Origin of the sequence: Kocuria sp. ChxB (assembly GCF_044359605.1) — a bacterium.
Taxonomy (GTDB): Bacteria; Actinomycetota; Actinomycetes; order Actinomycetales; family Micrococcaceae; genus Kocuria; species Kocuria rhizophila.
Genome location: NZ_CP121123.1, coordinates 142047 through 168716 on the forward strand (window position 1 = coordinate 142047; position 26670 = coordinate 168716).

The 26670-nt window shown below is 71.7% G+C and carries 28 protein-coding genes; 18 read left to right on the top strand and 10 right to left on the bottom strand.

What is annotated here, in order from left to right; all coding sequences use genetic code 11:
- Window positions 1–7 precede the first annotated feature (7 nt).
- The gene (locus P8S73_RS00620; RefSeq protein WP_052239381.1) at window positions 8–514 is read right to left on the bottom strand and encodes a Rieske (2Fe-2S) protein; all 507 of its coding nucleotides are present in this window, start codon (window positions 512–514) and stop codon (window positions 8–10) included.
- 157 nt (window positions 515–671) lie between these two features.
- Between P8S73_RS00620 and P8S73_RS00625 the strand changes: the two genes are divergently transcribed.
- Window positions 672–1091, top strand: a complete 420-nt coding sequence (locus P8S73_RS00625; protein WP_039102189.1) for a hypothetical protein — start codon at window positions 672–674, stop codon at window positions 1089–1091.
- Window positions 1092–1193: 102 nt separating this feature from the next.
- On the opposite strand, the gene P8S73_RS00630 is transcribed toward P8S73_RS00625, so the two are convergent.
- The 3 genes from P8S73_RS00630 to msrB form a co-directional block, all read right to left on the bottom strand.
- The gene (locus tag P8S73_RS00630; RefSeq protein ID WP_271073981.1) at window positions 1194–2468 is read right to left on the bottom strand and encodes an HRDC domain-containing protein; all 1275 of its coding nucleotides are present in this window, start codon (window positions 2466–2468) and stop codon (window positions 1194–1196) included.
- 146 nt (window positions 2469–2614) lie between these two features.
- Window positions 2615–3205, bottom strand: a complete 591-nt coding sequence (locus tag P8S73_RS00635; RefSeq protein ID WP_121566625.1) for a DUF3000 domain-containing protein — start codon at window positions 3203–3205, stop codon at window positions 2615–2617.
- Window positions 3206–3323: 118 nt separating this feature from the next.
- Complete coding sequence (gene msrB / locus P8S73_RS00640) at window positions 3324–3779, bottom strand: peptide-methionine (R)-S-oxide reductase MsrB (protein WP_019310664.1); 456 nt, start codon at window positions 3777–3779, stop codon at window positions 3324–3326.
- A 116-nt stretch (window positions 3780–3895) separates the two neighbouring features.
- Here msrB and P8S73_RS00645 point away from each other — a divergent pair, with 116 nt between their 5' ends.
- Entirely contained in the window at window positions 3896–5134 is a 1239-nt protein-coding gene (locus P8S73_RS00645) for a S9 family peptidase (protein ID WP_019310663.1), read from the top strand.
- A 99-nt stretch (window positions 5135–5233) separates the two neighbouring features.
- On the opposite strand, the gene P8S73_RS00650 is transcribed toward P8S73_RS00645, so the two are convergent.
- On the bottom strand, window positions 5234–5683 hold the full coding sequence (locus tag P8S73_RS00650) for a SufE family protein (RefSeq protein ID WP_019310662.1): 450 nt from the start codon (window positions 5681–5683) through the stop codon (window positions 5234–5236).
- Entirely contained in the window at window positions 5680–6588 is a 909-nt protein-coding gene (locus P8S73_RS00655; protein ID WP_019310661.1) for a sulfurtransferase, read from the bottom strand. The genes P8S73_RS00650 and P8S73_RS00655 overlap by 4 nt, the downstream gene beginning before the upstream one ends.
- A gap of 277 nt (window positions 6589–6865) precedes the next feature.
- On the opposite strand from P8S73_RS00655, the gene zapE reads away from it, so the two are divergent.
- Window positions 6866–7915 (top strand): cell division protein ZapE, encoded by a 1050-nt coding sequence (gene zapE / locus P8S73_RS00660; protein WP_029603432.1) that lies wholly within the window; start codon window positions 6866–6868, stop codon window positions 7913–7915.
- A gap of 78 nt (window positions 7916–7993) precedes the next feature.
- Here the strand turns inward: zapE and P8S73_RS00665 are convergent, their stop codons facing one another.
- Window positions 7994–8176 carry an antitoxin gene (locus tag P8S73_RS00665; protein WP_019310659.1) on the bottom strand — a complete coding sequence of 61 codons (183 nt, stop codon included), beginning with the start codon at window positions 8174–8176 and terminating at the stop codon, window positions 7994–7996.
- Window positions 8177–8460: 284 nt separating this feature from the next.
- On the opposite strand from P8S73_RS00665, the gene nrdF reads away from it, so the two are divergent.
- The 5 genes from nrdF to P8S73_RS00690 all read left to right on the top strand — a co-directional run bounded on the left by nrdF (window position 8461) and on the right by P8S73_RS00690 (window position 12619).
- Window positions 8461–9441 (top strand): class 1b ribonucleoside-diphosphate reductase subunit beta, encoded by a 981-nt coding sequence (nrdF, locus tag P8S73_RS00670; protein ID WP_019310658.1) that lies wholly within the window; start codon window positions 8461–8463, stop codon window positions 9439–9441.
- Window positions 9442–9865: 424 nt separating this feature from the next.
- Window positions 9866–10300: a hypothetical protein gene (locus tag P8S73_RS00675; RefSeq protein WP_019310657.1), complete on the top strand. Its 435-nt coding sequence runs from the start codon at window positions 9866–9868 to the stop codon at window positions 10298–10300.
- A gap of 57 nt (window positions 10301–10357) precedes the next feature.
- On the top strand, window positions 10358–11089 hold the full coding sequence (locus P8S73_RS00680) for a lipoyl protein ligase domain-containing protein (RefSeq protein WP_019310656.1): 732 nt from the start codon (window positions 10358–10360) through the stop codon (window positions 11087–11089).
- 22 nt (window positions 11090–11111) lie between these two features.
- Window positions 11112–11930, top strand: a complete 819-nt coding sequence (locus tag P8S73_RS00685; RefSeq protein ID WP_019310655.1) for an SOS response-associated peptidase — start codon at window positions 11112–11114, stop codon at window positions 11928–11930.
- A 242-nt stretch (window positions 11931–12172) separates the two neighbouring features.
- Complete coding sequence (locus P8S73_RS00690) at window positions 12173–12619, top strand: pyridoxamine 5'-phosphate oxidase family protein (protein WP_019310654.1); 447 nt, start codon at window positions 12173–12175, stop codon at window positions 12617–12619.
- Window positions 12620–12845: 226 nt separating this feature from the next.
- Here P8S73_RS00690 and P8S73_RS00695 read toward each other — a convergent pair whose 3' ends face one another.
- On the bottom strand, window positions 12846–13349 hold the full coding sequence (locus tag P8S73_RS00695; protein WP_029603429.1) for a GNAT family N-acetyltransferase: 504 nt from the start codon (window positions 13347–13349) through the stop codon (window positions 12846–12848).
- Between the two features lie 184 nt (window positions 13350–13533).
- Here P8S73_RS00695 and P8S73_RS00700 point away from each other — a divergent pair, with 184 nt between their 5' ends.
- Together P8S73_RS00700 and P8S73_RS00705 are read left to right on the top strand one after the other, a co-directional pair.
- Window positions 13534–14853 (top strand): M20/M25/M40 family metallo-hydrolase, encoded by a 1320-nt coding sequence (locus P8S73_RS00700; protein ID WP_019310652.1) that lies wholly within the window; start codon window positions 13534–13536, stop codon window positions 14851–14853.
- 195 nt (window positions 14854–15048) lie between these two features.
- On the top strand, window positions 15049–16275 hold the full coding sequence (locus P8S73_RS00705; protein ID WP_019310651.1) for an acyl-CoA dehydrogenase family protein: 1227 nt from the start codon (window positions 15049–15051) through the stop codon (window positions 16273–16275).
- 16 nt (window positions 16276–16291) lie between these two features.
- Here the strand turns inward: P8S73_RS00705 and P8S73_RS00710 are convergent, their stop codons facing one another.
- Window positions 16292–16537 (bottom strand): DUF5703 family protein, encoded by a 246-nt coding sequence (locus P8S73_RS00710; protein WP_029603427.1) that lies wholly within the window; start codon window positions 16535–16537, stop codon window positions 16292–16294.
- A 39-nt stretch (window positions 16538–16576) separates the two neighbouring features.
- On the opposite strand from P8S73_RS00710, the gene P8S73_RS00715 reads away from it, so the two are divergent.
- The 3 genes from P8S73_RS00715 to mshC all read left to right on the top strand — a co-directional run bounded on the left by P8S73_RS00715 (window position 16577) and on the right by mshC (window position 19334).
- Window positions 16577–16927 (top strand): hypothetical protein, encoded by a 351-nt coding sequence (locus P8S73_RS00715; protein WP_019310649.1) that lies wholly within the window; start codon window positions 16577–16579, stop codon window positions 16925–16927.
- Window positions 16928–17047: 120 nt separating this feature from the next.
- Window positions 17048–17881: an undecaprenyl-diphosphate phosphatase gene (locus tag P8S73_RS00720; protein WP_019310648.1), complete on the top strand. Its 834-nt coding sequence runs from the start codon at window positions 17048–17050 to the stop codon at window positions 17879–17881.
- Window positions 17882–18017: 136 nt separating this feature from the next.
- Window positions 18018–19334 carry a cysteine--1-D-myo-inosityl 2-amino-2-deoxy-alpha-D-glucopyranoside ligase gene (gene mshC / locus P8S73_RS00725; protein WP_019310647.1) on the top strand — a complete coding sequence of 439 codons (1317 nt, stop codon included), beginning with the start codon at window positions 18018–18020 and terminating at the stop codon, window positions 19332–19334.
- A 19-nt stretch (window positions 19335–19353) separates the two neighbouring features.
- Here the strand turns inward: mshC and P8S73_RS00730 are convergent, their stop codons facing one another.
- On the bottom strand, window positions 19354–20250 hold the full coding sequence (locus tag P8S73_RS00730) for a PAC2 family protein (RefSeq protein WP_019310646.1): 897 nt from the start codon (window positions 20248–20250) through the stop codon (window positions 19354–19356).
- Window positions 20251–20336: 86 nt separating this feature from the next.
- Between P8S73_RS00730 and P8S73_RS00735 the strand changes: the two genes are divergently transcribed.
- The 5 genes from P8S73_RS00735 to P8S73_RS00755 all read left to right on the top strand — a co-directional run bounded on the left by P8S73_RS00735 (window position 20337) and on the right by P8S73_RS00755 (window position 26668).
- Window positions 20337–21527, top strand: a complete 1191-nt coding sequence (locus tag P8S73_RS00735; RefSeq protein WP_019310645.1) for a site-2 protease family protein — start codon at window positions 20337–20339, stop codon at window positions 21525–21527.
- 165 nt (window positions 21528–21692) lie between these two features.
- Window positions 21693–22904, top strand: a complete 1212-nt coding sequence (locus tag P8S73_RS00740) for a tRNA (adenine-N1)-methyltransferase (protein WP_019310644.1) — start codon at window positions 21693–21695, stop codon at window positions 22902–22904.
- Entirely contained in the window at window positions 22897–24603 is a 1707-nt protein-coding gene (gene arc, locus P8S73_RS00745; RefSeq protein WP_019310643.1) for a proteasome ATPase, read from the top strand. The genes P8S73_RS00740 and arc overlap by 8 nt, the downstream gene beginning before the upstream one ends.
- Window positions 24600–26294: a depupylase/deamidase Dop gene (gene dop, locus P8S73_RS00750; protein WP_029603425.1), complete on the top strand. Its 1695-nt coding sequence runs from the start codon at window positions 24600–24602 to the stop codon at window positions 26292–26294. Before arc ends, dop begins: the two co-directional genes overlap by 4 nt.
- Before the next feature lie 167 nt (window positions 26295–26461).
- The gene (locus P8S73_RS00755; protein WP_029603423.1) at window positions 26462–26668 is read left to right on the top strand and encodes a ubiquitin-like protein Pup; all 207 of its coding nucleotides are present in this window, start codon (window positions 26462–26464) and stop codon (window positions 26666–26668) included.
- Window positions 26669–26670 lie beyond the last annotated feature (2 nt).

Sequence of the window (26670 nt, forward strand, 5' to 3'; positions counted from 1 at the left end):
CCGGGTCTCAGCCCACGATGATGCGGCCGTTCTCGACCTTCACGGGGTAGGGGCTCAGTCCGGACTCGGCGGGTCCGCCGGTCACGTCACCGGTGGCCATGTCGAACACCGAGCTGTGGCACGGGCACACGAACTGCTTCTTGGCCGGGTTGACCATGCAGCCCTGGTGGGGGCACACGGGGGAGTATGCGGTGAAGGTGCCCTCCTGGGGATGGCCGACCACCGCCTGGAGGCCGTCCTGGTCCACCTTCATCCCGGAGCCCACGGGGATCTCGGAGGCGGCGCCCACGTCCGTGGGGGAGCTCGGACCGGTGGGTGAGGGAGTGGACTCGGCCTGGTCCTGGCCGCCGCACGCACTCAGGGCCAGCGCACCGGCGGCGGCCACACCCGCCATGCCCACGGCGCGACGTCGCGTGGGAACCTCACCCGAGGCCTCCCGGGTGGCACCCTGCCGGTCGTCCGTGCGGTCACCGTGGGCGGTGGGGAAATCGTGGTGCGGGGACTGCGGTGTCATGGAGCATCCTCTCTGAGCGGTTGCCACTCATCCTAGGACGGCGCAGTGTCCGGGGTCCGTGCGGCGTGGGCGGAGCATTCCACCAGATTCTGTCAGTACCATGATCACCAGCAGCGGTCCGGTCCGATCCGGTCCGCGGGAACGAGAGGGAGACACGATGATCAAGCGTCTTGCATTTGTGGCCGGTTTCGGGATCGGGTTCGTGGTCGGATCCGCGTCCGGGCGGAAGAGCTACGAGTCCCTGCGCGAGAGCGCCATCAACACCTGGAACGACCCCAAGGTCCAGGCCAAGGTGTCCGAGGGCACCGACTGGGTCAAGTCCGAGGTGCCCGTGGTGGGCGAGAAAATCGCCGAGGGCGCGCAGAAGGCCACCGGGACCGTGACCACCAAGGCGTCCGAGGGCGCCGCGGCCGTCAAGGACAAGGCCCAGGACGGCGCCGCCTCCGTCAAGGAGAAGGCCCAGAGCTCGTCCTCCAAGGGCACGAACGCGAAGCTCCCGAAGCCCGCGACTACCGAGAAAGACGTGGACATGGAGCCGGCGCACCCCGCACCGGACGCCAAGGACATGAAGAACTGACGTCCTGACGGACGGGCGACGCCTCGGCGTCACCCCGCGACGACGGCCGCGCACCGAGGTGCGCGGCCGTCGTCGTGTCCGGCCCGGGATGGGGCGACGCGCTCAGTCCTGGGGCTCGGCGCCCTGAGGATCGGCACGCTCCGCGCGGCGTCGTGAGCGCAGGTCCCGCCAGTGGGCGCCGATGACCGGAGCCACGCGCTCCACCTGCCACGAGCGGGCGCCGAGCTCACGCAGCCGCTCGGCCACGGCGTCGTCGGACGTGGAGCGCGGCGGCTGCCAGCAGAAGCGCCGCAGGTGCTCGGGGGTGAGCAGGTTCTCCGAGGGCAGGTCGAGCTGCGCGGCGAGCTCGGCAACCGCGGGCTTGAGCACCTTCAGACGCTCGGAGGCCTCGGGCCGCTTGGTCTCCCACCCCTTGACGGGCGGCAGCGCGGTGGAGGGCACGGTCGCGGGCACGGGCTCCTCGGTGAGTCGCGCCTCCTGCACGGCCGAGAGCCAGCGCGTGGCCTCGCGGGAGGCCAGACGGCCGTGGAAACCGGGGGTGGACATCAGCTGGGGGACGGTGCGCGGCATCGCGTTGGCGGCGGCGACGATCGCGGAGTCCGGCAGCAGCCGGGTGGGCGCGATGTCCTTGTGCTGTGCGAGGGACTCCCGTGCCTGCCAGAGGTTGCGCACGGCGGTGAGCTTGCGCCGCCCGCGCACGTTGCCCAGCCCGTGGGTGCGCCGCCAGGGGTCCTGCCGCGGAGGGGGCGGGGGTGTGGTGCGCACGTGCTCGAACTCCTCGAGCGCCCAGTCCAGCTTCCCCGCCTCGGCCAGCCGGTCCTCGGTGGCCCAGCGCAGCTGGACGAGCACCTCCACGTCCAGGGCGGCGTAGTTGAGCCAGTCCACCGGCAGGGGACGCTGGGACCAGTCCACGGCCGAGTGCTCCTTGGAGAGCGTGAAGCCCAGCAGCTCCTCGGTCATCGAGGCGAGCCCCACCTTCCGCAGCCCCAGCAGCCGTCCGCCCAGCTCGGTGTCGAAGAGCCGGTCCGGTCGCATGTCCAGCTCCGCGAGGCACGGCATGTCCTGGGTGGCCGCGTGCAGCACCCACTCGACGCCGCGCAGCGCTTCGTCCACCTGCGCGAGGGAACCCACGGCCTCGGGGTCGATCAGGATGGTGCCCGCCCCTTCGCGGCGCAGCTGCACGAGGAACGCGCGCTGGCCGTAGCGGAAGCCGGAGGCGCGCTCGGTGTCCACGGCCACGGGTCCCGTGGCCTCGGCGAGCTGCTCGGCGGCGCGCGTCAGACCCCGCGCGGTGTCCACCACGCGGGGCAGACCCTCCGCGGGGCCGTTGAGGTGCACGGTCGCGGGGACGGCGAGGTGCTCGAATCCCGGGACCACGATCTCGGCGGGACCGGGCTCACGGGCGGGAGTGGGATCGTCGGCGTGTCTGTTGATGAGAAGTTCCTCGTACGGTGGTGCGACGGCGGCGGAACCGGCTCCGCGCCGTCGGGCAGACTGGGATCAGTGTCGGGCCCCGGTGGTGCTCACACGAACGCCACGTCGTCGTGGCGCGGGGGCAGCCCTGCAGCAGTACAGAGTACCTGGGCCCACGCGTGCAGGTGCGACTGGGCCCAGTGGGGAATTCCGGTGCGGGGGACGGGTGTCCACGAGGCGCGGACCTCGACCTGGGCCACGTCGGCCCGGTCCGTGAGGCTTCCGTAGTGGCGTTCCACGATCCGGGAGGCGGTGCCGCCCTCGGCGGTGAACTGCGCTCCGTGCTCGGAGAGGGTGTCCGTGAGCCAGGACCAGCTGACGTCCGTGAGCAGCTCGTCGCGGCCCATCTCGGTGTCCATCCGGGACCGGAACCAGCTCACGATCCGGAAGGGCCCCTGCCAGGGCTCCGGGCAGGACTCGTCGTACAGCACCACGAAGCGCCCGGAGGCCGGGGCCTCGCGCGGCGCGACGTCGAGCTCGGCTCCGTGCGCGGCGGGTGGGTGCCCCACCTCGGCGGCGAAGGAGATGGCGTGCGGGGCCAGACCCCTGGGCGGCGCGATCCTGCTGAGGGTGATCTCCGGGCGGAACCGGGCAGTCTCCAGGGCCCGCACGACTGCGCGGAACACATCCGGAGTGCTCATCAGCTCGGTCACCGCTCCCACAAGGTCACAGTAACCACACCGCCGGATGTGACAGCGCGTTTGGTGTCGTGTCGTGGGCACGCGTCACGGCGGGTCCGGGCGCGGTGGCGCGGGTGCCTCAGCGCCCGGGGGCCAGGCGCAGCGACACCGAGTTCATGCAGTACCGCAGATCGGTGGGCGTGCCGTAGCCCTCGCCCTCGAACACGTGGCCCAGGTGGGAGTCGCACGTGGCGCAGCGGACCTCCACGCGCTTCATGCCCATCGAGGTGTCCTCGATGTAGCGCACCCTGTCCTCGGCCAGCGGCGCGAAGAACGAGGGCCAGCCGCAGTGGGAGGCGAACTTGGTCTCGGAGCGGAACAGCTCCGCCCCGCAGGCGCGGCACTCGTAGACGCCCTCGGTGGTGGTGTCCACGTACTCACCGGAGTTCGGCGGCTCGGTGCCGGCCTCGCGCAGCACGTGGTACTCGGCGGGGCTCAGCAGCTCCCGCCACTGCGCATCGGTGCGGGCCGCGGCCGCCTCCGGCGTCAGTGCCGCCCCGGTCTTCTCGCGCTGGGTGTCGTGGTTCGTGTCCACGGTGTGCCTCCCTGTCCTGGGTGTGGTGGTCCGCTCGTTCCAACGACGACGCCGCGTCCGTTATGCCCGTTGCGCGCCGGGGCGGGCCGGGAGAGCGGGCGTGCCAGAATGGCGCCATGGCACTGCGGAGCTCCCACGACACCGAGTCCTCACGATCCTGGCGCCACGGCGCCCTGGTGGGAGCGGGTGTCAGCATCGGTGCGGCGTCGGCCACGTTCGCCCTGTCCGGGGGCGCCGCGGCCCTCGTGGCCCGCCACGTGGTCACCCCGTCCACACGGCCGGGGAACGTCACGGTGCTCAAGCTCGAGCGCGACCCGAACTCGGAGCAGCAGCTCGTGACACTGCCCGCCACCTCCGACACGCGCGTGGCGGGCACCTATGCGCTGCGCTTCGACGACGGCGCGGGACTGACCCGGATCGGTTTCGTGGTCCGGCAGACCGGTGGCACGGTCACGCGCATCGTGGAGCGCGTGTACCGCGGCGAGCTCGCGGAGGGCAAGCGCGGGTTCTGGACGGGCACCGTGTACGCGCGCCCGTCGGATGCAGGCCTGGCCTACAGCAAGGTGCGGATCCCCACGGAGCTCGGCCCCGCCCCGGCGTGGGTGATACCCGCGGACGGGGACACCGCCCGGGCCGATCACGGTGGGACGTGGGCGGTCATGGTGCACGGCCGTGGCGCCCAGCGTCCCGAGTGCATCCGCGGTGCGCGGGTGGCCCACCAGCTGGGCCTGCACTCCCTGATCCTCGCCTACCGCAACGACCAGGAGGCCCCCACCACCGAGGACAACCGGTACGGTCTCGGGTTCACGGAGTGGGAGGACATCCAGGCGGGCATCGAGTACGCCCTGGGGCACGGCGCCTCGGACGTCGTGCTCTTCGGCTGGTCCATGGGCGGGGCGATCGTGCTGCGCACCACCGAGCTGACCCGGTACCGGGACCGGATCCGGGCGCTGGTGCTCACGGGGCCCGTGGTGGACTGGTACGAGCTGCTGGCCCACCAGACCCGCATCCACCGGATCCCGCGCCGGGTGGGTCGCCTGGCCGCGGACATGATCTCCCACCGCATGGGCCCGCGCATCACGGGTCTGGCCGCGCCCCTGGACCTGCACGCCCTGGACTGGCTCTCCCGCTGGGAGGACATCACCACGCCCACGCTGATCCTGCACTCCACGGACGACGAGGTGGTGCCCGTGGCGGGCTCGGTCAAGCTTGCCAACCTGAGCCCGCACGTGGACTTCGTGGGTTTCTCCGGTGCCCGGCACACCAAGGAGTGGAACATCGACCGCAAGCGCTACGAACGTGCCATTGGTGACTGGCTGGGCGCGGTCCTCAGGCAGGACTCCGGGGGCGTCTGAGCGCACGACGGGGTGAGCGACCCCACGGGACCGCACTCGGACACGGCGCGAGCCGCCCCTGGAACGGGACGGCTCGCGCGGCTGGGAGCGGCAGTCGGTTCAGGCGCCCTGCAGTGCCGTGATCTGGCGTTTGATCCGCCCGAGCATCGCGGACATCCCCCGCATGCGCAGGGGGGAGACCAACGACGTCAGTCCGAAACGCTCCGGGAGGTCGTCGGGGACGGCCAGCACCTGCTCGGCCGGCAGCCCGTTGAGACCCTCGTGCAGGATCGAGGCGAAACCGCGCGTGGTCGGTGCCTCGGCCGGCGCGGAGAAGAACAGCTGCACCGGGGCCTGCGGCCCGGTGCCCTCCAGCTCCACCGTGAGGAACAGCGGGGACTGGCACTCCGTCACCTGCTCGAGCTCCTCGGGGTGCTCACCAAGCCGGGCGGGCAGCTCGGGCAGGGAGCGGGAGAACTCCAGCAGCAGCTGCAGCTTGTCGGGCTCGGGGACCTCGTGGAACTCGGTGACGAGCTCCGCGAGCTGGGAGGGAAGGTCCTGGGTGCTCATCGGGTGGCCTCCGGGGCCTCGCCACGCTCCTCGCCCCGGGCCACGGGAACGCGCACCGCGTTGCCCCACTCGGTCCACGAGCCGTCGTAGTTGCGCACGTTCTCGAAGCCCAGCAGGTGCGTGAGCACGAACCAGGTGTGGGAGGAGCGCTCGCCGATGCGGCAGTACGCGATCACGTCCTCGCCGGGGGTCAGCCCCACCTCGTCCAGGTAGATGGCCTCGAGGTCGTCGCGGGACCTGAACGTCCCGTCCTCGGCGGCGGCCCGGGCCCACGGGACGGACGCCGCGGTGGGGATGTGCCCGCCGCGCAGCGTGCCCTCCTGGGGGTAGTCCGGCATGTGGGTGCGCTCACCCGTGTACTCCTGCGGGGAGCGCACGTCGATCAGCGGGGTGGTGCCCAGCGCGGCCAGCACGTCCTCGCGGTACGCGCGGATCGGTGCGTCCTCCCGCTCGACCACGGGGTAGTCCGCGGGCGTCACCTCGGGGCGCTCGGTGCTCAGCTCGCGGCCCTCGGCGATCCACTTGTCCCGGCCGCCGTCCATGAGACGGACGTCCTGGTGGCCGAACAGCGTGAACACCCACAGGGCGTAGGCCGCCCACCAGTTGGACTTGTCCCCGTAGACCACCACGGTGTCCTCCCGCCCGATGCCCTTGGCGGACATCAGCTGCGCGAAGCGCTCGCCGTCCACGTAGTCGCGGGTGACGGGGTCGTTGAGCTCGGTGTGCCAGTCCACCTTCACCGCGCCGGGAACGTGACCGGTCTCGTACAGCAGGACGTCCTCGTCGGACTCGACGACGATGACGCCCGGCTCGCCCGCGTGCTCGGCCACCCACTGGGTGGAGACCAGTCGCTCGGGGTGCGCGTACTGTGCGAAGGCCTCGTTGTGCTCTGCATCTGCAGCCATGGGGAGGGTTCTCCTTGTCCTCGTGCTGTCGTGCGCGTGACGCCCGGAGTCCCGGGCGCTTCTCAGTCCCCAGCGTAGTGCTGGGCTCCCACCGCTCGCATACCGGGCGTGCCGGGGAGGTCACGCGCGGTCACGGTGTTCACCACGGGCTGAGCGGTAGCATCGGGGGTGAAACGGGGTGCTCGGGCACCTCACCGTCGTCCGTCCGCAACAGGACCGGCTCCGGACGCGCCGCGGTGGTCGGCGCACCCGGTCCCGGTCGGGAGGCCCTGCACACGTGAGCACTCAGATCGAACACCTCATCGACCGCAATCCGCGCGTCTCGGCCGATGAACTGCTGGACGGCTTCCGGCCCTCGGAGCGTTTCGGGGAGGTGTCCTTCGACACCTACCGCCCGGATCCGTCCCAGCCCTCGCAGGCGGAGGCCGTGGAGAAGCTCAGGGCCTTCGCGGCGGGAGTCTCCGGGCGTGGCGCCGGGGGCGGCGGCGGGTTCTTCTCCAAGATCTTCGGGGGCCAGAAGGCGCCCGCCGCCGCACAGGGCATCTACCTGGACGGCGGCTTCGGCGTGGGCAAGACCCACCTGCTGGCGTCCCTGTGGCACGCGGTGCCCGGCCCCAAGGCGTTCGGCACGTTCGTGGAGTACACCAACCTGGTGGGCGCTCTCACGTTCCGGCGCACGGTGGACGCCCTCAAGGAGTACTCGCTCGTGTGCATCGACGAGTTCGAGCTGGACGATCCCGGGGACACCGTGCTGATGTCCCGGCTCATGCGCGAGCTCGCGGACGCCGGGGTCAAGCTCGCGGCCACGTCCAACACGCTTCCGGGCTCGCTGGGGGAGGGCCGCTTCGCGGCGCAGGACTTCCAGCGCGAGATCCAGGTGCTCTCCAGCCAGTTCGAGGTGGTGCGCATCGACGGCGAGGACTACCGCCACCGCGGGCTGCCCGAGGCACCGTCCCCGCTGGCCGACGACGCCGCCCTCGACGCCGCCGTGGAGCAGCACTTCGCGGGTCGGCGGGTCGCCGTGGACGACTTCGACGCGCTCGTGGACCAGCTCTCCCGCGTGCACCCCTCCCGCTATCGGGCCCTCATCCAGGACCTGGACGCGATCGCGTGGCGCGGTGTGCGCACGATCGACCAGCAGGCCGTGGCGCTGCGCTTCGTGGTGCTCGCGGACCGGCTCTACGACCGTGACCTGCCGATCCTCTCCACGGGTGTGCCGTTCGACCGGGTCTTCACCGAGGAGATGATGGCCGGCGGGTACCAGAAGAAGTACTACCGCGCGGTCTCACGCCTCACGGCCCTGGCACGGGAGGCCGGCGAGGCCTGATCCGGGCTGCCGGGCCGGCACGCAGAACGGGCTCCCTTCCGATCGGAAGGGAGCCCGTTCTGCGTGGGTGGGCGGGAACTACTCGTTGCCGCCGAGGTGGCCGCGCACGGCGTCCTGGCCCTGGTCGACCTGGCCCTCGAACTTGCCGCCGGTCTTCTCGTCCACGGTGTCACCGGCCTTGTCGATGCCCTGGTTGACCTTGTCCTCGTGGCCACCGGCCATGTCCTTGGCCTTGTCTGCGAGTCCTCCGAAATCAGGCATGATCAGAAACCTTTCGTTCGAGTCACCAGCCCGGTTGCGGGTCGGCATGTGGGCCATCCTGCATGCCGCGACCACATCGGGGGAAGAGGTCCGCGGGGGAGTTCGCCCTCAGAAAACAGCGTCGGCACCGACCCCGGAAACGCGTCACGGTCCCGGGTGCGGGTGGAGTACGCTGGGAGGTCCCCTTGCACGGCCCCCGCCAGCCCCTTGTGGTACGAGACCGCGGGACGGTCTTCCCACGTGCGCACCGGGACACAGCCAGCTACGAAGGAGTCTGCGCCGCCATGACCACCGAACAGGTCGAGCTGCTCCGCCACCCGGCGGAGGCCATCAACTGGAACCGCGTCCAGGACGAGAAGGACACCGAGGTCTGGGACCGTCTGACCTCCAACTTCTGGCTGCCTGAGAAGGTGCCGCTGTCCAACGACGTGCAGTCCTGGAAGACCCTCACCGCCGAGGAGCAGGACCTCACCATGAAGGTCTTCACGGGCCTGACCCTGCTGGACACCATCCAGGGCACGGTGGGCGCGGTCTCGCTCATCCCGGACGCCAAGACCCTGCACGAGGAGGCGGTGTACACCAACATCGCCTTCATGGAGTCCGTGCACGCCAAGTCCTACTCCTCGATCTTCTCCACGCTGTCCTCCATGAAGCAGATCGACGAGGCGTTCCGCTGGTCCAAGGAGAACGAGCACCTGCAGCGCAAGGCGGACATCGTCCTGCGCTACTACAAGGGTGACGACCCGCTGAAGAAGAAGGTGGCCTCCACGCTGCTGGAGTCCTTCCTGTTCTACTCGGGGTTCTACCTGCCCATGTACTTCTCCTCGCACGCCAAGCTGACCAACACCGCGGACCTGATCCGGCTGATCATCCGTGACGAGGCCGTGCACGGCTACTACATCGGCTACAAGTACCAGAAGGGTCTGCTGCAGGAGACCCCCGAGCGCCAGCAGGAGCTGAAGGACTACACCTACGACCTGCTGGACGAGCTCTACGACAACGAGGTGGCCTACGCCGAGGCCCTCTACGACTCCGTGGGCTGGACCGAGGACGTCAAGAAGTTCCTGCACTACAACGCGAACAAGGCCCTGAACAACCTGGGCTACGAGGCGCTGTTCCCACGCGAGATGACGGACGTCTCCCCGGCGATCCTCTCCTCGCTGTCCCCGAACGCGGACGAGAACCACGACTTCTTCTCCGGCTCCGGCTCCTCCTACGTGATCGGCAAGGCCGTGAACACGGAGGACGAGGACTGGGACTTCTGAGACCCCACGGATGACCCCCCCCCGACCGGAGGCCGCGACGGATCACCGTCGCGGCCTTCGCCGTGCTCCGCCCGTGCCGGGCCCGGCCGCCCACCGCACCTGAACCCCGTGCTCACCGGTCTGCGGGATGCAGCGGTGCGGGGTGGGCACGGTGCCGCACCCCGGATGCCGGGGCCGCACGAGGACGCGCCCCACCCGCCGAGGACGGGTGCCCTCCGGGGGACAACCGTGCGGCGTCGTCCCCCAATGTGCGACTGTGAAGGCCTGCGGGGACCTGCATACACTGAGTGCGCAAGGGGAGAGACCGCTGGCCGAAGGACGATCCGGGGGGAGCGTCCGGCCAGCAGGGCTGGTTCGACAACCGTGGTGAGGGCGCCCTGGCGCGCCCTCACCACGGTCACCATCTCAGGGGGGCTGAGACGTCATGCGCACTGCAACCACCGTGAAAGCCGCGATGTCCGTGGCAGAACTGACCGCACTGAACCGTCTGATGCGGGGGACCGGAACCGTGGAGACGTTCGAGCGCGAACTGGTCACGCGCGTCTACGCGGGTGCCCGCGGGTGGCTCGACGAGCTGGAGGGCCACGAACTGACCCGGGACCAGCGCCGACGGTGGAACGCCGCCGTCCGCCACGTCAACCGGTACGTGTCCCGCGGGGGCGTGCCCATGGCGTGGCGGGTGCTCACGTCGCTCAACCAGTCCCGTGACCTGCTGGAGGACCCGCACGTGCTCAAGACCGCGGTCGTCGCGGCCGCCGCGCACGGCCCCTTGGCCCCTGCGCCCCGTGCTGCTGCGGAGACGCCGGCTCGGGCATCCAGTGCCGCTTCCGGGGCACGGCTCGTCCACACCGGGGCCTGACTCCGCCCCTAGGGACCGGGCGGCTCGCCGCGCGCCTGCACTAGAATTGGCGGCAGCATGAAACTCATACGTCAGCGCGAGTCCCTGGGCGCCGAGCAGGACTACCGCCGCGCCCTCTCCATCCTCGACGCCGCCCGAAGCGGCGGCACCGAACCCGTGCTGCGCGTGTACCAGCCGCGACCCACGGTCGCGTTCGGGCGCCGCGACGAGCTGAACCCGGGGTTCTCCCGGGCGCGCCAGTCCGCGCACGACGCCGCCTTCACCCCTCTCGTGCGCCGCGTGGGTGGTCGCGCGGCGGCCTACCACGGCGGGTGCCTGGTGATCGACCACGTGGAACCGGACCCGGATCCCAAGACGGGCATCCAGGACCGCTACCGGCTGTTCGGGGACATGATCGTGGCGGCTCTGGAGGAGCTGGAGATCCCGGCCGAGGTGGGGGAGATTCCGGGCGAGTACTGTGCCGGCGAGTACAGTGTGCACGCGCCCGGGACCGCGACGGATCCGGCGCGGCCCGTGAAGCTCGCGGGCACGGCGCAGCGCGTGGTGGCCGGGGCGTGGTACTTCTCCACGGTGCTCGTGGTCGAGGAGCCGGAGCCGCTGCGCAGCGTGCTCGAGGAGGTCTACGAGGCGTTGGACGTGCCGTGGGAGCCGGCCACGGCCGGTTGCGCGGCGGACGTGCGTCCCGGGACGACGGTGGCGGAGGTCGAGGAGGCCCTCATGGGGGTCTACGACCGCTATGCCACGTACATGGGCTACGGCCCGGTGACGCGGTCGTCGGCCTCTCGATGACCCCCAGGGAGAGGAGCGCGGCATGTGCGGGCGCTATGTGATCGCCAGGACCCCCGGCCAGCTGGCCCTGCCCTTCGACGCGCGGGTGGACGACTCGATCGGCGAAGGGGCGGAGCCGAACTGGAACGTGGCCCCCACCCACACCGTGCCCGTCCTGCTCGAGCGGCTCACCGAGGACGGTCAGCTGCTGCCGGAGACCCACGCCGCCCGGTGGGGTCTGGTGCCCTCGTGGGCCAAGGAGATCTCGGTGGGCTCCAAGATGTTCAACGCCCGCTCCGAGACCGTGATGGAGAAGCCCTCGTTCCGCGCGGCGATCACTGCCCGGCGCTGTGCGATCGCCGCGGACGGCTACTACGAGTGGCAGGCCCCCGCCTCGGGGCGGGGCCGGAAGCAGCCGTACTACGTGCACCCGCGGGACGGCTCCGTGATCTGGTTCGCCGGGATCTACGAGTGGTGGCGCATCCCCGAGGGCTCGGAGGACTCCGCCCGTCCGGGACAGTCGCGCCCCGGCAGGGCCGCCCAGGATGATGACCCGGGGCAGTGGCTGCTGTCGTGCTCGATCCTCACCCGCGAGGCACCGGACCCCAGCTCCGGAAACCCGCACCTGGCCGCGCTCGGCGCCCTGCACAACAGGCTCCCGATGGGCATGGGCGAGGACTTCGCCCGCGAGTGGATCGCCCCGGACAATGACAAGGACCACACCCGGGCCCTGCTGGAGCGCGCCGTGGCGCACAGCCTGGACGTGGCCGGCCAGTGGCGGATGCACCCCGTGAGCACGGACGTGGGTTCGGTGCGCTCACAAGGCGCGCACCTGGTGGAGCCCGTCCAGACCCTGCTCTGAGCCTCCGAGCGTGGTGCCGACACCCCGGGCGCCGTTCGGACTCCGGTCGTCATGCCCCGGTTCCGGCCGGCTGGCCGCCGTTCCGGTCGGCATCCTCGGCCCGGACCGGCACGCCCGGCGTCGGCGGTGCCTGCTCGGCCTCGGGCGACACGCGTCCATCCGGTGACCTCCCCGGGCCGCGGCCCTACAGTGGGTGGTAGACGTGCCGCACCGGCATCCGCGACGACCCACCGGGAGTAGAGATGGTCGAACTGGGCAACAACCTCACCGAGGACGCACGCTGGCTGATGGGCTTCGTGGCCGATGCCGGCTCGGCCGTGGTGGCCAGCAACAGCGGGACCGGGTACCCGGAGTCCGCCTACGTGCACGTGGCCAGCACAGAGGCCGGCCACCTCGTGCTAGGGACCAACGTGGCCTCCCGCAAGTGCTCCAACATTGCCTCGGACCCGCGGATCTCCATGGTCCTCATGCGGGACGGCACCGAGGAGGTCCAGCTGGAGGGCGAGGCCCGCATCCTGGAGGACGCCGAGGCCGCGGCGGCCGGTGAGGTCCTGGACTCCCGGCACCCCGGTGCCACCGCCACGCACGACCCGCAGAGCCTCCGGCTCGTCGAGGTGGCCGTGCGCTGGGCGCTGCACACGGACGTCACGCAGCAGCCTCCGGTGCGCAGGGAGCTCGACCTGCGCTGAGGCCGTGGCGCAGCGGCGTGACCCGGCGCGGCCGGGGGGGAACCGACGGTGGGAGCCCCGGTTCGCCGTGCCCAGCAGCACGAGAAGGTCGGCACTGCCGACCGGCACATCCGGCACCCTCGGGTGTGGCGCGGACTCGGTGCGTACTGCGGTTCCACGCCGAGCGGTAAGGCCCACGCCGAGCGGCAGGGCCCGCGCGGGCGCAACCCTGCCCGACACGGTCGGCTCAGATCTCGTCCTGCTCCGGGGACCAGCGGTTGAAGTCCAGGGTCAGGTACAGCGCGAGCGCGGCGGAGTTGTCCTCGGGAATGCGCACGCACACCTCCTCGTAGCCGTTCTCGTGCAGCGAGGCCATGACCTGGCGCACGAGCTGCTCCGCGAGTCCGCGGCGTCGGTGCGACGACGCCGTGAACAGCTCGAACAGGTAGGGGACGTCCGGGAGCCGGTCGTCCTCGCGGCGTTCCAGGACCATGGCGGCGGCCACAGGGTGGCCGTCCTCGTCCTCGATCAGCTGCGACTGCTCCGCGAGGAACGGACCGTAGGCACCGGCGAACGCGTCCCGCACGAGGGCCTCCGCCTTGTCCTGCTCGCCCTCCACCCGCGTGCCGTAGGCCTCCACCAGCAGCTGGGCCAGGGCGGCGGAGTCGCTCTCGGTCACGGACCGGCTCGGCGCGGTGACCTCCCGGCGGTTGGGCACGGTCCGGGCGATCAGCGTGATGTTTCCAGTCATCGTGTCCTCCAACGGGTCCTCATGAAACACAGGGGTTCGTGCCACTCAGGGTAACCGAGAACCCTGCCAATTCCACGGGGGACTACCGTGGGAGCAGCAGCGACGCCGCCGGTGCGGGGAGTGAGTGCGGCCCGGGAAGGCCGCGCGGCGGCGTCGTCATCGACGAGTGAGGAGAAGCCGCGCCATGGGCGAGACGACCGAGAACATCTCCACCCCCGAGGCGGAGACCGCGCGGATCTGCCGTGAGCTCATCCGCTTCGACACTTCCAACTACTCCAGCGGCGAGGCCGAGGGCGAGCGCGCCGCGGCCGAGCACGTGGCCGAGCTGATCCAGGAAGTGGGCCTGGAGACCCAGTACTTCGAGTCCGCACCGGGCCGCGCCAACGTGTTCACCCGGCTGGAGGGCTCGGATCCCACGGCGGGAGCCCTGCTGGTGCACGGCCACCTGGACGTGGTGCCAGCGATGGCCCAGGACTGGTCCGTGGACCCGTTCGCGGGCGAGCTGAAGGACGGCATGATCTGGGGTCGCGGTGCGGTGGACATGAAGGACATGGACGCCATGATGCTGTCCGTCCTGCGGCACATGCGCCGCACCGGGGCCGTGCCGAAGCGGGACATCGTCTTCGGGTTCTTTGCGGACGAGGAGGCGGGCATGCGCTACGGCTCCAAGTACATGGTCCACGAGCACCCCGAGGTCTTCGAGGGCGTCACGGACGCGATCAGCGAGGTGGGCGGGTTCTCCGCGACCATCGGCGGGCGCCGGGCGTACCTGCTGCAGACCGCGGAGAAGGGGCTGCTGTGGCTCAAGCTCCACGCGCAGGGCCAGGCCGGGCACGGGTCCGGGCTGCACGAGGACAACGCCGTGACGCACCTGTCCCGGGCCATGGCGAACATCGGGCAGTACACGTGGCCGGTGGAGCTCACCAAGACTACGCGGGCGTTCCTGGACCAGGTCACGGAGCTCACCGGCGTGGAGTTCGACCCGCAGAACCCCCAGAAGCTGCTGCGGGAGCTGGGCGCCGTGTCCCGCTTCGTGGGGGCCACGCTGCAGAACACCTCGAACCCCACGGTGCTCGAGGGCGGGTACAAGACCAACGTGATCCCCGGCTCCGCCCAGGGTGCGGTGGACGTGCGCTTCCTGCCCGAGCAGAAGGAGCACGTGCTCGCCACGCTGCAGGAGCTCGCCGGGGAGAAGGTGCGCATCGAGGCGGAGTTCGAGGACATCGCCCTGGAGGTCCCGTTCTCCGGCACCGTGGTGGATGCCATGGTCGACGCCCTGGAGGCCGAGGACCCCGACGCCGTGGTGCTGCCCTACATGCTGGGCGCCGGCACCGACAACAAGTCCCTGTCCACCCTGGGGATCACCGGCTACGGCTTCGTGCCCCTGCAGCTTCCGGACGAGCTCGACTTCACGGGCATGTTCCACGGCGTGGACGAGCGCGTTCCCGTGGCCTCGCTGGAGTTCGGTTCCCGCGTGCTGGACCGGCTCCTGCGCACCTACTGACCACCGCACGGACCGGCGACGCCGCACGGTCGCGTGCGCGCCCAACGCACCCGTGCGGCGTCGCCCCCCGACGTGCTCGCGCGGCGTCGTTCCCCGGCTCACCGCCCGGCCAGCACACCGGGCGCAGTCGGCCGCGCGAGCACCCGGCCGCACGAGCACGCGAACCCGCGAACCCCCGATCCGAAGGACCCTGAGATGGACCCCGTGATGGACCCCGTGACCGACCTGCTCCCCGAGGACCTGCTGGCCCGGATCCGCGCCCGCGCCGCGGACGTGGACCGCGAGAACCGCTTCTTCGACGAGGACTTCGAGGCGCTGCGGAAGATCGGCTACCTGCGCATGCTCGTGCCGCGGGAGTTCGGCGGCCTGGGCTTCACGCTGGAGCAGGCGGCCCGCGCCCAGCGACGGCTCGCGACGGCCGCACCGGCCACGGCGCTGGGAATCAACATGCACCACGTGATCGTGGGCATCGGCTACACGCTCCACCTGCGCGGGGACGAGCGGGCGCGCCGGATCTTCGAGGACGCCGTGGCGGGGGAGGTCTTCGCGTTCGGCATCTCGGAGGCCGGCAACGACTCCGTGCTCTTCGACGCGACTACCCGCGCCGAGCCCACCACCGGGGGCTGGACGCTGCACGGGACCAAGATCTTCACGTCGCTCTCGCCGCGCTGGACGCGGCTGCTCGTGCACGCCCGCGCCGAGGGCGCGGACGCCCCCGGCGGCGCACCCACGGAGGACGACGACGCCGCGCGGCTCCTCGTGGGATTCCTCACCCGGGAGGACCACCGCAGCCCTGCCCCCGGGGTCACCACCCGTGCGGACTGGGACGCGCTGGGCATGCGCGCCTCGCAGTCCTGCACCACCGTGCTGGACGGTGCCCTGCTGCGGGAGGCGGACCTCCTGACCACCACGGCGGTGGGCCCGAACCCCGATCCCGTGGTGTGGGGGATCTTCGGGTGCTTCGAGCTGCTGCTCGCGGCGGTCTACACCGGGATCGCGGACCGTGCGATCGACGTGGCCGTGGAGATCACGAGCACCCGGCGTTCACTCGCGAAGGACGCCGTGTACGCGCAGGATCCGGACATCCGCCGCCACATCGCCCGGGCAGGCGTGCTGCGGGACGGCATCGAGCTGCAGCTGCGGCAGCTGTGCGCGGACGTGGACGCCCTGGGCTCGGACCGGGAGCTCGCCCACGGGCCGCGCTGGTTCATCCTGTTCTCCGGGGTCAAGCACCGCGCCACCGAGGCCGCCCGCGAGATCGTGGACCTGGCGCTTCGCGCCTCGGGCGGGTCCCAGTACCGGCGGGGCTCCGAACTGGAGCGGCTCTACCGCGACGTGCTGGCCGGGATGTACCACCCTTCGGACGAGGAGTCCGTGCACACGGCCACCGCCACCTCCCTGCTGGGTCCGGTGACCGGCTGACGCAGGGGCCGTCCGTTCAGAACGTGCGGTCCACCCGGATGATCCGGCGCCTCAGGACGAATCGGCGGACCCCGCCGTAGAGCACCGCGGAGCGCATGAGCTCCCACTTGCCGTACTCGGCGTGCTCCGCCACGCGGGTGCGGGCGTCGGCGGGCTTCTCGCGGGGGTCCACCGTGAGGGACAGGTATTCGTAGCGCTCGTCGCGGCCCGTCATGGTGGGGTGCCCGGCGAGGGTCGTGCGCTTGAGTCGTTGTTCTCTCATCGCTCCCATTCTGCTCGGATAACGGCTAACGTCTACTCCATGAGCACCGATCCTCGCGCCGCCCTGCAATCGCTCGTCAACGCCCTCGAGGAGCACCTCGCCGCCGCCGCCAACCGGCGCTCGGACGAGGACCCCTCGGTGGACAAGGCCTACGTGGCCATCGCCAACGCCTTCGAGGCCTACGAGGAGGCGCTGTACGACGCGCACGACGAGGTCACCCCCCTCACCGTCTTCGCCGACGACGATGACGACGACCTCGACTACGACGAGGATGAGGACGACGAGGACGACCTCCTCGAGGACAACGAGATGATGGACGAGGACCTCATCGACGAGGACGACTTCGACGACGAGGACGACACCGCGGAAGATCGCCCCGGCACCCGCTGAGCCACCCCCGCACCACGTGACGCAGGGCCCCCGTCCACGGACGGGGGCCCTGCGTGCGTCCAGCCCCCTCCCAGTTGCTGCACCGGCCGGGGCGGAGTTCACGTGCCGTACAGTTGTCGCGTGAACTGGATCGAAGCGATAATTCTCGGCCTCGTGCAGGGCCTGACCGAATTCCTCCCGGTGTCCTCCTCCGCGCACCTGCGCATCGTGGGGGAGTTCCTGCCCGGCGGCGGCGACCCCGGAGCGGCGTTCACCGCCATCACGCAGCTGGGCACGGAGACCGCCGTGATCATCTTCTTCTGGCGGGACATCGTGCGCATCATCAAGCACTGGGCGCTCTCACTGACCGGGCGCATGGACCGCAGGGACCCCGATGCCCGGATGGGCTGGTTCATCATCCTGGGCTCGCTGCCGATCGGCATCCTGGGCCTGCTGCTGCAGGACTTCATCGAGACCCAGTTCCGGTCCCTCTGGATCACCGCCACCATGCTGGTGCTCTTCGGCATCTTCCTGGCGGTCGCGGACCACGTGGGCAAGCAGGAGCGCCACCTGGAGGACCTCACCATGAAGCACGCGGTGGGCTTCGGCTTCGCCCAGGCGCTCTCCCTGATCCCCGGGGTCTCCCGCTCCGGTGGCACGATCACCGCGGGACTGCTCATGGGCTACACCCGTGCGGCCGCCGCACGCTACGCGTTCCTGCTGGCCATCCCGGCGGTCTTCTCCTCGGGTCTGTACGAGCTGTACAAGGTCCTGGCGGGCAAGGTCCCCGCGGGGATGTACACCATGGGGCAGACCGCGGTGGCCACGCTGATCGCCTTCGCAGTGGGCTACCTGATCATCGGCTGGTTCATGCACTACATCTCGGAGCGCAGCTACAGCCTGTTCGTCTGGTACCGCATCGCCCTGGGTGCCCTGGTCTTCGTGCTGCTCGGTCTGGGCGTCCTCACCCCCTGAGCACGGCCACGAGCGCCCCGCACGTCTCCCACGCCGCCGACCCCGGGGCGGGGGAGCCGGAACCGGGGCGGAACAGCCGCCCCGACCCACCGGCCGCGGCACCCGAGAACTCTTGCCCGTCGACACGAAGGTGACCATGAAGTCCTGGACCTCCCGCCCGGTGCCCGCCCTGCCCGGTACATCCGGAACTCCCCGGGTGCACGACACCAGAACCGGTGCCGCAGAGCCCCTCGCGGCCCGTGACGGCCGGGCCAGTCTCTACGTGTGCGGGATCACCCCGTACGACGCGACCCACATGGGCCACGCCGCCACGTACGTGAACTTCGACCTGCTCCACCGCGTGTGGCGCGACGCCGGCCACGAGGTGGACTACGTCCAGAACGTCACGGACGTCGACGACCCCCTCCTGGAGCGTGCGAACGCCACCGGGGTGGACTGGCGAGAGCTGGCCGCGTCCCAGACCGAGCTCTTCCGCACGGACATGACGGCGCTCAACGTGCTTCCCCCGGACCACTACGTGGGTGCCACCGAGGCCGTCGACTGGATCGTCACGGCGGTCGAAAGCCTCGTCGAACGGGGTCTGGCCTACCGTGTCCCCGCCGGCACGGGACAGGACGGTGAGCCGGCACCCGCGGGGGACGTGTACTTCGACGTCGTGGCGGCGGAGGGGCTGCGCGCCGAGGACCCGGACGCGTGGGTCGTGGGCGGCACGTGCCAGCTGGAGGGCGACCGGGAACGCATGCTCCCGCTGTTCACGGGCCACGGGGGCGACCCTGATCGCACGGGCAAACGCGACCCGCTGGACCCGCTGCTGTGGCGCGTGGAGCGTCCCGGCGAGCCGGCGTGGGACGGCGGCTCGTTGGGTGCGGGACGCCCCGGCTGGCACATCGAGTGCAGCGTGATCGCCCTGCGGCACCTGCCCCGCCCGTTCACGGTCCAGGGCGGAGGCTCGGACCTCGCGTTCCCGCACCACGACATGGGAGCGGGGCACTCCTACGCCCTGTCCGGAGAGCCCATGGCGGAGCACTTCGTGCACACGGCCATGGTGGGTCTGGACGGCGAGAAGATGTCCAAGTCCAAGGGGAACCTGGTCCTCGTGTCCGCGTTGCGGCAGCAGGGGGTGGACCCCGCGGCCATCCGCGTGGCGATCCTCTCCCACCACTACCGCACGGACTGGTTCTGGACCGAGGACCTGCTGGAGCAGTCGCGGCGACGGCTCGCCACGTGGCGCGAGGCGGCTGCGAAGCCGGAGACGGCGGGTGCGGACGCCATGCTCGAGGCCGTGCGTGCGGCTCTGGGCGAGGACCTCAACGCGCCGGCCGCGCTGATTGCGGTGGATGCGTGGGCGGCCCGGAACCTGGGCGGGGCGGCGGCACGCGGCCGTGCGGCGTCGTCGGAGGACACGCGTCTGGCGCGGGACACCGTCGAGGCGCTGCTGGGGATCGTGCTCTGAGGCGGCCGGCGGGCTGGTCTCAGTCCCGCCCGTCGCGGCGGCGCAGGTACCGCTCGAACTCGCGCGCGATGGCGTCCCCCGTGGCCTCCGGGAGGTCCACGGTGTCCTTGGCCTCCTCGAGCTGCTGGACGTAGTCCGCCACCTCGGGATCCTCGGACGCCAGTTCGTCCACCCCGCGCTCCCACGCCTCGGCGTCCTCGATCAGTGGATCCAGGGGCAGCGACAGACCGAGCAGGTCCTCGAGGCGGCGCAGCAGCGCCAGCTGCGCCTTGGGCGAGGGGGAGTGGGCCACGTAGTGGGGGACGGCCGCCCACATGCTGAGCGTGGGAAGACCCGCGAGCGCGGCCATGTGGGAGAGCACCCCCACGATGCCCGTGGGGCCCTCGTACTGGGGTGCCTCCGCGTCCAGCTCGGCGCGCAGCTCCTCGGTGTCCGAGGTCAGGGTCACGGGGATGGGCCGGGTGTGCGGCACGTCCGCGAGCAGGGAGCCCAGCATGATCACGAAGTCCACCTCCAGGGCGGCGGCCTGCTCCAGCAGCTCCGCGGTGAAGGTGCGCCAGCGGTAGGAGGGTTCCCAGCCGTGCAGCAGCACGAGGTCCAGGTTGGTGCCGGGAACGGAGGCCCGGGACAGCCGCGTGGAGGGCCAGTGCAGCTTCTGCTCCCCGGTCAGGGACCGGCGGATCACCGGGCGGGAGTACTGGTAGTCGTAGTAGTCGTCGGAGGCGACCTCGAAGACCTCGCGCGCGTCCAGGTGCTCGCGGATGAGCTTGAGGGAGTCGGTGGCCGCGTCCCCGGCGTCGTTCCAGCCCTCGAACGCCGCGATCAGGACCGTGACGGTCTCCTGGCCCTGGCCGTCGCGCACCACGCCGAACGGGCCGGTGCCGGGTCGCTGCGAATTGCTGTCCAACGTGCTCACCCGTCTTACTGTACGGTGCCCGTCCCGGCGGGCTCCACGTGTCCGCGCCCAGCGCGCACCGGGGCCCGCGCCCTACCATGAGCACCATGTCCTCTTCCCCGCGCCCCGAGCCCTCCGGCGAGCCCGCTCCCGTTCCCGGCGGCGCCGCACGGCCGCGCACCCGCGGGGTGCGGCTGGGCCGCGTCGCGGGGGTGGAGCTGGTTCTGGACCGTTCGTGGTTCGTGATCGCGGCGCTGACCGTGGCCATGTACGGGCCCGTGCTGTGGCGGCTGTACCCCGGGCTGGGGTGGTTGAACCTGGTGCTCGCTCTCGGGTTCGCGGTGGGGCTGGCGCTGAGCGTGCTCGTGCACGAGCTCGCCCACGCGGTGGCCGGCCGGGCGGCGGGATGGCCCGTGTCCCGGATCGTGCTCACGCTCATGGGCGGGCACACGGCGTTCGGCGCCGTGCACACCCGCGCCCTGCCCACGGCGCTCGTGTCCCTGGTGGGACCGCTCTCCAACGTGGCGGTGGCGCTGCTGGGGGAGGTCGCGCTGTCCTTCGCGCCGGCCACCGCTGCGGGCCCCGGGTGGGCGCTGCTGCAGCTGCTCGTGCTGGCCAACTGGGTGCTCGGACTGTTCAACCTGCTCCCCGGTCTGCCGCTGGACGGCGGGCGCGTGGTCGAGTCCCTCGTGTGGGCCGTCACGGGCTCGGAGACCCGGGGCACCGTGGTGGCCGCGTGGTGCGGTCGCGTCATCTCCGTGCTCGTGGTGCTGTGGGCGCTGTGGACCGGGCAGTGGCGCGATCCCCTGGTGCTCGCGGTCATCCTGCTCGTGGCGGGGTTCATTGTCCTGGGTGCGGGGCAGGCCCTGAAGCAGGCTCGTCTCCTGGGGGTTCTCGACGCCGTGCGGGCCGGTGGTATCGCCCGTCCCGCCCTCGAGTTCGCCCCCACCACACCGCTCTCGCTCGTGGACGCCACGGTGCACGCGGCCACCTCGGACGGCTACCGCGGCTGGACCCCGGACGTGGTGGTGCGCGACTCCGCCCGCGGGGCCGTGGGCGTGCTCAGCCCCGCCCGTTCGGCGGACGTGCAGGGTCCGGACCGCACCCGGGTGGCCGTGGGGGACGTGGCCGACTGGTTCCCGGAGACCGCGCGCGCCGCGCCGCACGAGGCCGGGGGACATCTGGTGCGGCTCATGGAGTCCCGCCACTTCCCCTGGCTGGTGGTGCTGGACGGCGAGGGACACGTGACCGGGGTGGTCCACCACGAGGACATCGCGCGCTACGCCCTGCGCTCCTGAGACGACCCTGCGGCGGCGGTGCCCACCCGGAGGTGGGGCTGGGCCGTGGAGGTGGCGTGCGGCGTCGGGCTACGGTGGGAGAATGGCAGCAGAGGCGGCCCCCACGCGGGGGACCGCGCCACAGACCGGACAGCATCCCTGTCGACCCCGCGCGAAAGCGAGCAGATGACCGAGCAGCGACCCCACGAAACCGCCACCCCCTCCACCGCAGCGCCCGTGCGCGGCGCGGCCAACCGGCGCGGGCCGTTCCGCTCGGGGGAGCGCGTCCAGCTCACGGACGAGAGCGGGAAGATGACCACCATCACCCTGGTGGACGGCGGGGAGCACCACACGCACCGCGGGGTGCTCACGCACGACCAGCTGATCGGGCAGCCCGAGGGGACCGTGGTGAGCAACACCGCCGGCATCCAGTACCAGGCGCTGCGCCCCCTGCTCAAGGACTTCGTGCTCTCCATGCCCCGCGGCGCGGCGGTGATCTACCCCAAGGACTCGGGTCAGATCGTGACCATGGCGGACATCTTCCCGGGCGCCCGGGTGGTCGAGGCCGGGGTCGGCTCGGGTGCGTTGAGCATCTCCCTGCTGCGCGCGGTTGGGGACGAGGGTCGCGTGCACTCGTTCGAGCGCCGCGAGGAGTTCGCGGAGATCGCACGCGGCAACATCGAGACCATGTTCGGCGGCCCGCACCCCGCGTGGGAGCTGAGCCTCGGTGACCTCGCGGAGGAGCTCGGTGCCACCGAGGAGCCCGGCTCCGTGGACCGCGTGATCCTGGACATGCTCGCCCCCTGGGAGTGCCTGGACGCCGTGGCCACCGCACTCGCCCCCGGCGGTGTGGTGATCTGCTACGTGGCCACCGTGCCGCAGCTCTCCCGCGTGGCCGAGGCCATGCGGGCCGACGGCCGCTTCACCGAGCCGGAGGCGTCCGAGACCATGGTGCGCGGCTGGCACGTGGAGGGCCTCGCGGTGCGCCCCGACCACCGCATGGTGGCCCACACCGGCTTCCTCATCCAGTCCCGCCGTCTCGCGGACGGCTCGCCCCGCCTGGCCCCCAAGCGCCGCGCGTCCAAGAGCGAGTACACCGAGGAGGACCTGCAGGCCTGGACCCCGGTGGCCCTCGGCGAGCGCATCGTCTCGGACCGCAAGCTGCGCCGCGCGGGTCGGGACGCGGCGTCGTTGGCCCAGCACGCCGCACGCGCGCACCAGCAGATCGACGCCGCGGACGACGCCGCCCGGCCCGCGCCGGAGGCCGCGCCCGCGACCGACTCCGCAACGACGGCGGGCACGGGAACCCCGTCCGCCGTGGACGCGCAGGTCCTCAGGAGTGACCGGGACCTGACGGACGGACGGGAGTCCGACGGCGAACGGGGCCGCGATGACTGAGCCCCGGGACACGGGCGGAGCAGCGGTTCCGCGGCAGAGCGCAGACGTCACCCAGCGCCAGGTGAACCTGCTGCGGGACCAGAAGCGGAACCTGGACAAGCAGGCGGCCGAGCTGAGCTCGCAGAACCAGAAGCTCGTGCGGCTGCTCAACGCCTCCCGGCAGGAGATCGTGAGCCTCAAGAAGACGTTGGCCGCGGAGGCGGAGCCGCCCGCCACGTACGCCGTGGTCCTGCAGGTCAACCACGGCCGCCGGCCCGTGGGAGAGGCCACCGGGGACGGACCCGTGGTCACGGGCCCCACGGTGGACGTGCTGGCCGCCGGGCGCCGGATGCGCGTGGCCGTGAGCCCGCTCGTCTCGTTCGGCGCGTGCGAGCCCGGTCTCGGGGTGCTGCTCAACGAGAACTACGTGGTGGTGGCACTGCTCGACTACGAGCGCACCGGCGAGGTGGCCACCGTCAAGGAGGTCGTGGACCACGACCGCGTGCTGACCGTGGGCCGCTCGGACGAGGAGCGCGTGCTGCTGCTCTCCGGCCGGCTGCGGCGCGAGCGGCCGAAGCCCGGGGACGCCGTGACCGTGGACCACCGCACCGGATTCGCGCTGGAACCCGTGGCCCGCACGGATGTCGAGCAGCTCGTCCTCGAGGAGGTTCCCGAGGTCCGCTACACGGACATCGGCGGTCTCGGCCCCCAGATCGAGGCAATCCGCGACGCCGTGGAGCTGCCCTACGTGCACCCCGAGATCTTCCGCGAGCACGGCCTGCGCCCGCCCAAGGGCATCCTGCTCTACGGCCCCCCGGGCAACGGCAAGACCCTGATCGCCAAGGCCGTCGCCCGCTCCCTTGCGGAGCGCTCCGCGGCGAAGGCCGGGCGCTCGCGGGCCGAGGGGTACTTCCTCAACATCAAGGGTCCCGAGCTGCTGGACAAGTACGTGGGGGAGACCGAGCGCCAGATCCGCTCGATCTTCGCGAACGCCCGTGAGCAGGCCGCTCGCGGGGTGCCCGTGGTGGTGTTCTTCGACGAGATGGACTCGCTGTTCCGCGTGCGCGGCTCGGGGCTGTCCTCGGACGTGGAGACCACGATCGTGCCGCAGCTGCTCACGGAGATCGACGGCGTGGAGCAGCTGGACAACGTGATGGTGGTGGGTGCCACCAACCGCGAGGACATGATCGACCCCGCCGTGCTGCGCCCCGGCCGCCTGGACGTGAAGATCCGCATCGACCGCCCCGACAGGGAGGGCGCGCGGGAGATCTTCTCCCTCTACCTCACCGAGGACCTGCCGCTGCGGGACGAGGACGTGGCCCGGGCCGGTTCGCGCGCCCGGGCCGCCCAGGAGCTGGTGAGTGCCGCGGTGGAGCGCATGTACGCGCGGGAGCCGGGCACGGAGTTCCTGAGCATCGCCTACCGGGACGGCACCCACGAGACCCTCTACTTCTCCGACTACGCCTCCGGAGCGGTGATCCGCAACGTGGTGGACCGCGCCAAGAAGCAGGCCGTCAAGACGCTGCTGACCACCGGTCGGCGGGGGATCACCGCACAGCACCTGGTGGTGGCCGTGGACGAGGAGTTCCACGAGCAGCAGGACCTGCCCAACACCGAGGACCCCGAGGACCGGGCCCGGCTCACCGGGCGCCGTGCGGACTCGATCGAGAGCGTGCGGATGGTCACCCACCGTGCGGACGCGGCGGGGGAGCAGGCATGACGGTCCGGCGGATCATGGGCAGCGAGACCGAGTTCGGGGTGCTCGCGCAGGGCCAGCCGGACGCGAACGCCACGGTGCTCTCCACGCGCGTGGTCACGGGCTACGCCTCGTGGGTCGCACGACGCCGCTCGGAGACCGTGCGCGCCGGTGCGGCAACGCACGGGGCCGGGCCGGGTGGCGTCGTGGGAACGGGATGGGACTACGGCTCCGAGACCCCGCTCGCGGACGCCCGGGGCTTCACGGTGGCCCGCGAGGACGCCCACCCCTCGCAGCTCACGGACGAGGCACCCGAGCTGACCGCGGAGCAGATCGCGGCGGAGGCCATCAGCGAGTCCGCGCTCTACACCGAGGACATGGACTGGCGCCGGGTGGTCATGAACACCGTGATCCCCAACGGCGCGCGGGTCTACGTGGACCACTCCCACCCCGAGTACTCGTCCCCGGAGGTCACCAGCCCGCTGGACGCGCTCACGTGGGACGCCGCTGGGGACGTGGTGGCGCACCGCGCCGTGCAGGCGCTCGCGGAGCAGGCTGCGGGCTCGGGGTCAGCGCCCGTGAACCTCTACAAGAACAACACCGACAACAAGTCCGTGTCCTACGGCGCGCACGAGAACTACACGGTGGACCGCGCCGTGCCCTTCGAGCGCATCACGGCGGCGCTGCTGCCGTTCTTCGCGTCCCGCCAGGTGCTCTGCGGCGCCGGGCGCGTGGGCCTCGGCGTGGACGGCTCCCGCCCGGGCTTCCAGCTGAGCCAGCGCGCGGACTTCTTCGAGCGCACGGTGGGCCTGGAGACCACGATCCACCGCCCCATGGTCAACACCCGGGACGAGCCCCACGCGGACGACTCCCGCTACCGCCGGCTGCACGTGATCATCGGGGACGCCACCCTCTCCCACACGGCCACGCTGCTGAAGTTCGGGACCACGTCCCTGGTGCTGAACCTGGTGGAGCACGACCGCGTCCCGGACCTCGAGCTCGTGGACCCCGTGGCCGCGCTGCAGGCCATCAGCCACGACCCCACCCTGGCCACCACGGTGGCCCTGCGGGACGGCCGGCAGCTCACGGGGGTGTCGCTGCAGCGCGCGTACCTGGACGCCTGCGCGGAGCTGGAGCACGAGCTCGCCCCCGAGGGTCTGGACGAGGACACCGCGCAGGTGCTCGCCCTGTGGGACGAGGTGCTCACCGACCTCGCCGCGGACCCGGCCCGCCTGGCCGACCGGCTGGACTGGGCCGCCAAGTACGCCCTACTCAGCGCGTACCGCACGCGGGACGGGCTGGCGTGGGACGATCCGCGCCTCGTGGCCATCGACCTCCAGTACGCGGACGTGCGCCCGGACAAGGGGCTCCACCACCGGCTGGTCGCCTCCGGGAGGATGCGCACCCTCGTGTCCGCCGAGCGGATCGAGGCGGCGGCGGACACCCCACCCGCGGACACCCGCGCGTACTTCCGCGGCACCGCGGTTGAGCGGTACCCGGAGGCCATGGCGGGCGTGGGCTGGGACACCGTCAACGTCACCTTCCCCGGCATCCGGCGCGGCGCGCGGATCGCGATGCCCGAACCCCGGGACCTCACCCGCGAGGTCAGCGAGCAGTGGTTCGCCGCACCGGACGCCGAGCAGTGGGCGCGCACGGTGGCACGCCACCGGCCCGCGCTCGTCACGGGCAGCGACATCGGCCCGCCCGGCGGATAGCCCGCGGGCCGCCCGTCGCACGGCCGGCCCGCCGCACCGGGGGACGCCACGCGGCAGGAACCGCGGCTCCCCACGGGGCGCGGCGGAACGGAGCTCGGGAACCCCGGGCCCGGGACGTCCGCACGAACCCCGCCCCACCCACGACCACCAGCAACCCAGGAGGACACATGGCACAGGAACGCATCTTCGGCACCGGCTCGCGCCGCGAGGAGGAGCCCGAGACCCCGGGTCCGGTGGACCCGCCCGTCTCCGGCGCCGCGCAGGCGCAGCGGGACACCCAGGGCACGGACGACCTGCTCGCCGAGATCGACGGCGTGCTGGAGACCAACGCGGAGGCCTTCGTCAAGGGCTTCGTGCAGAAGGGCGGTCAGTGACG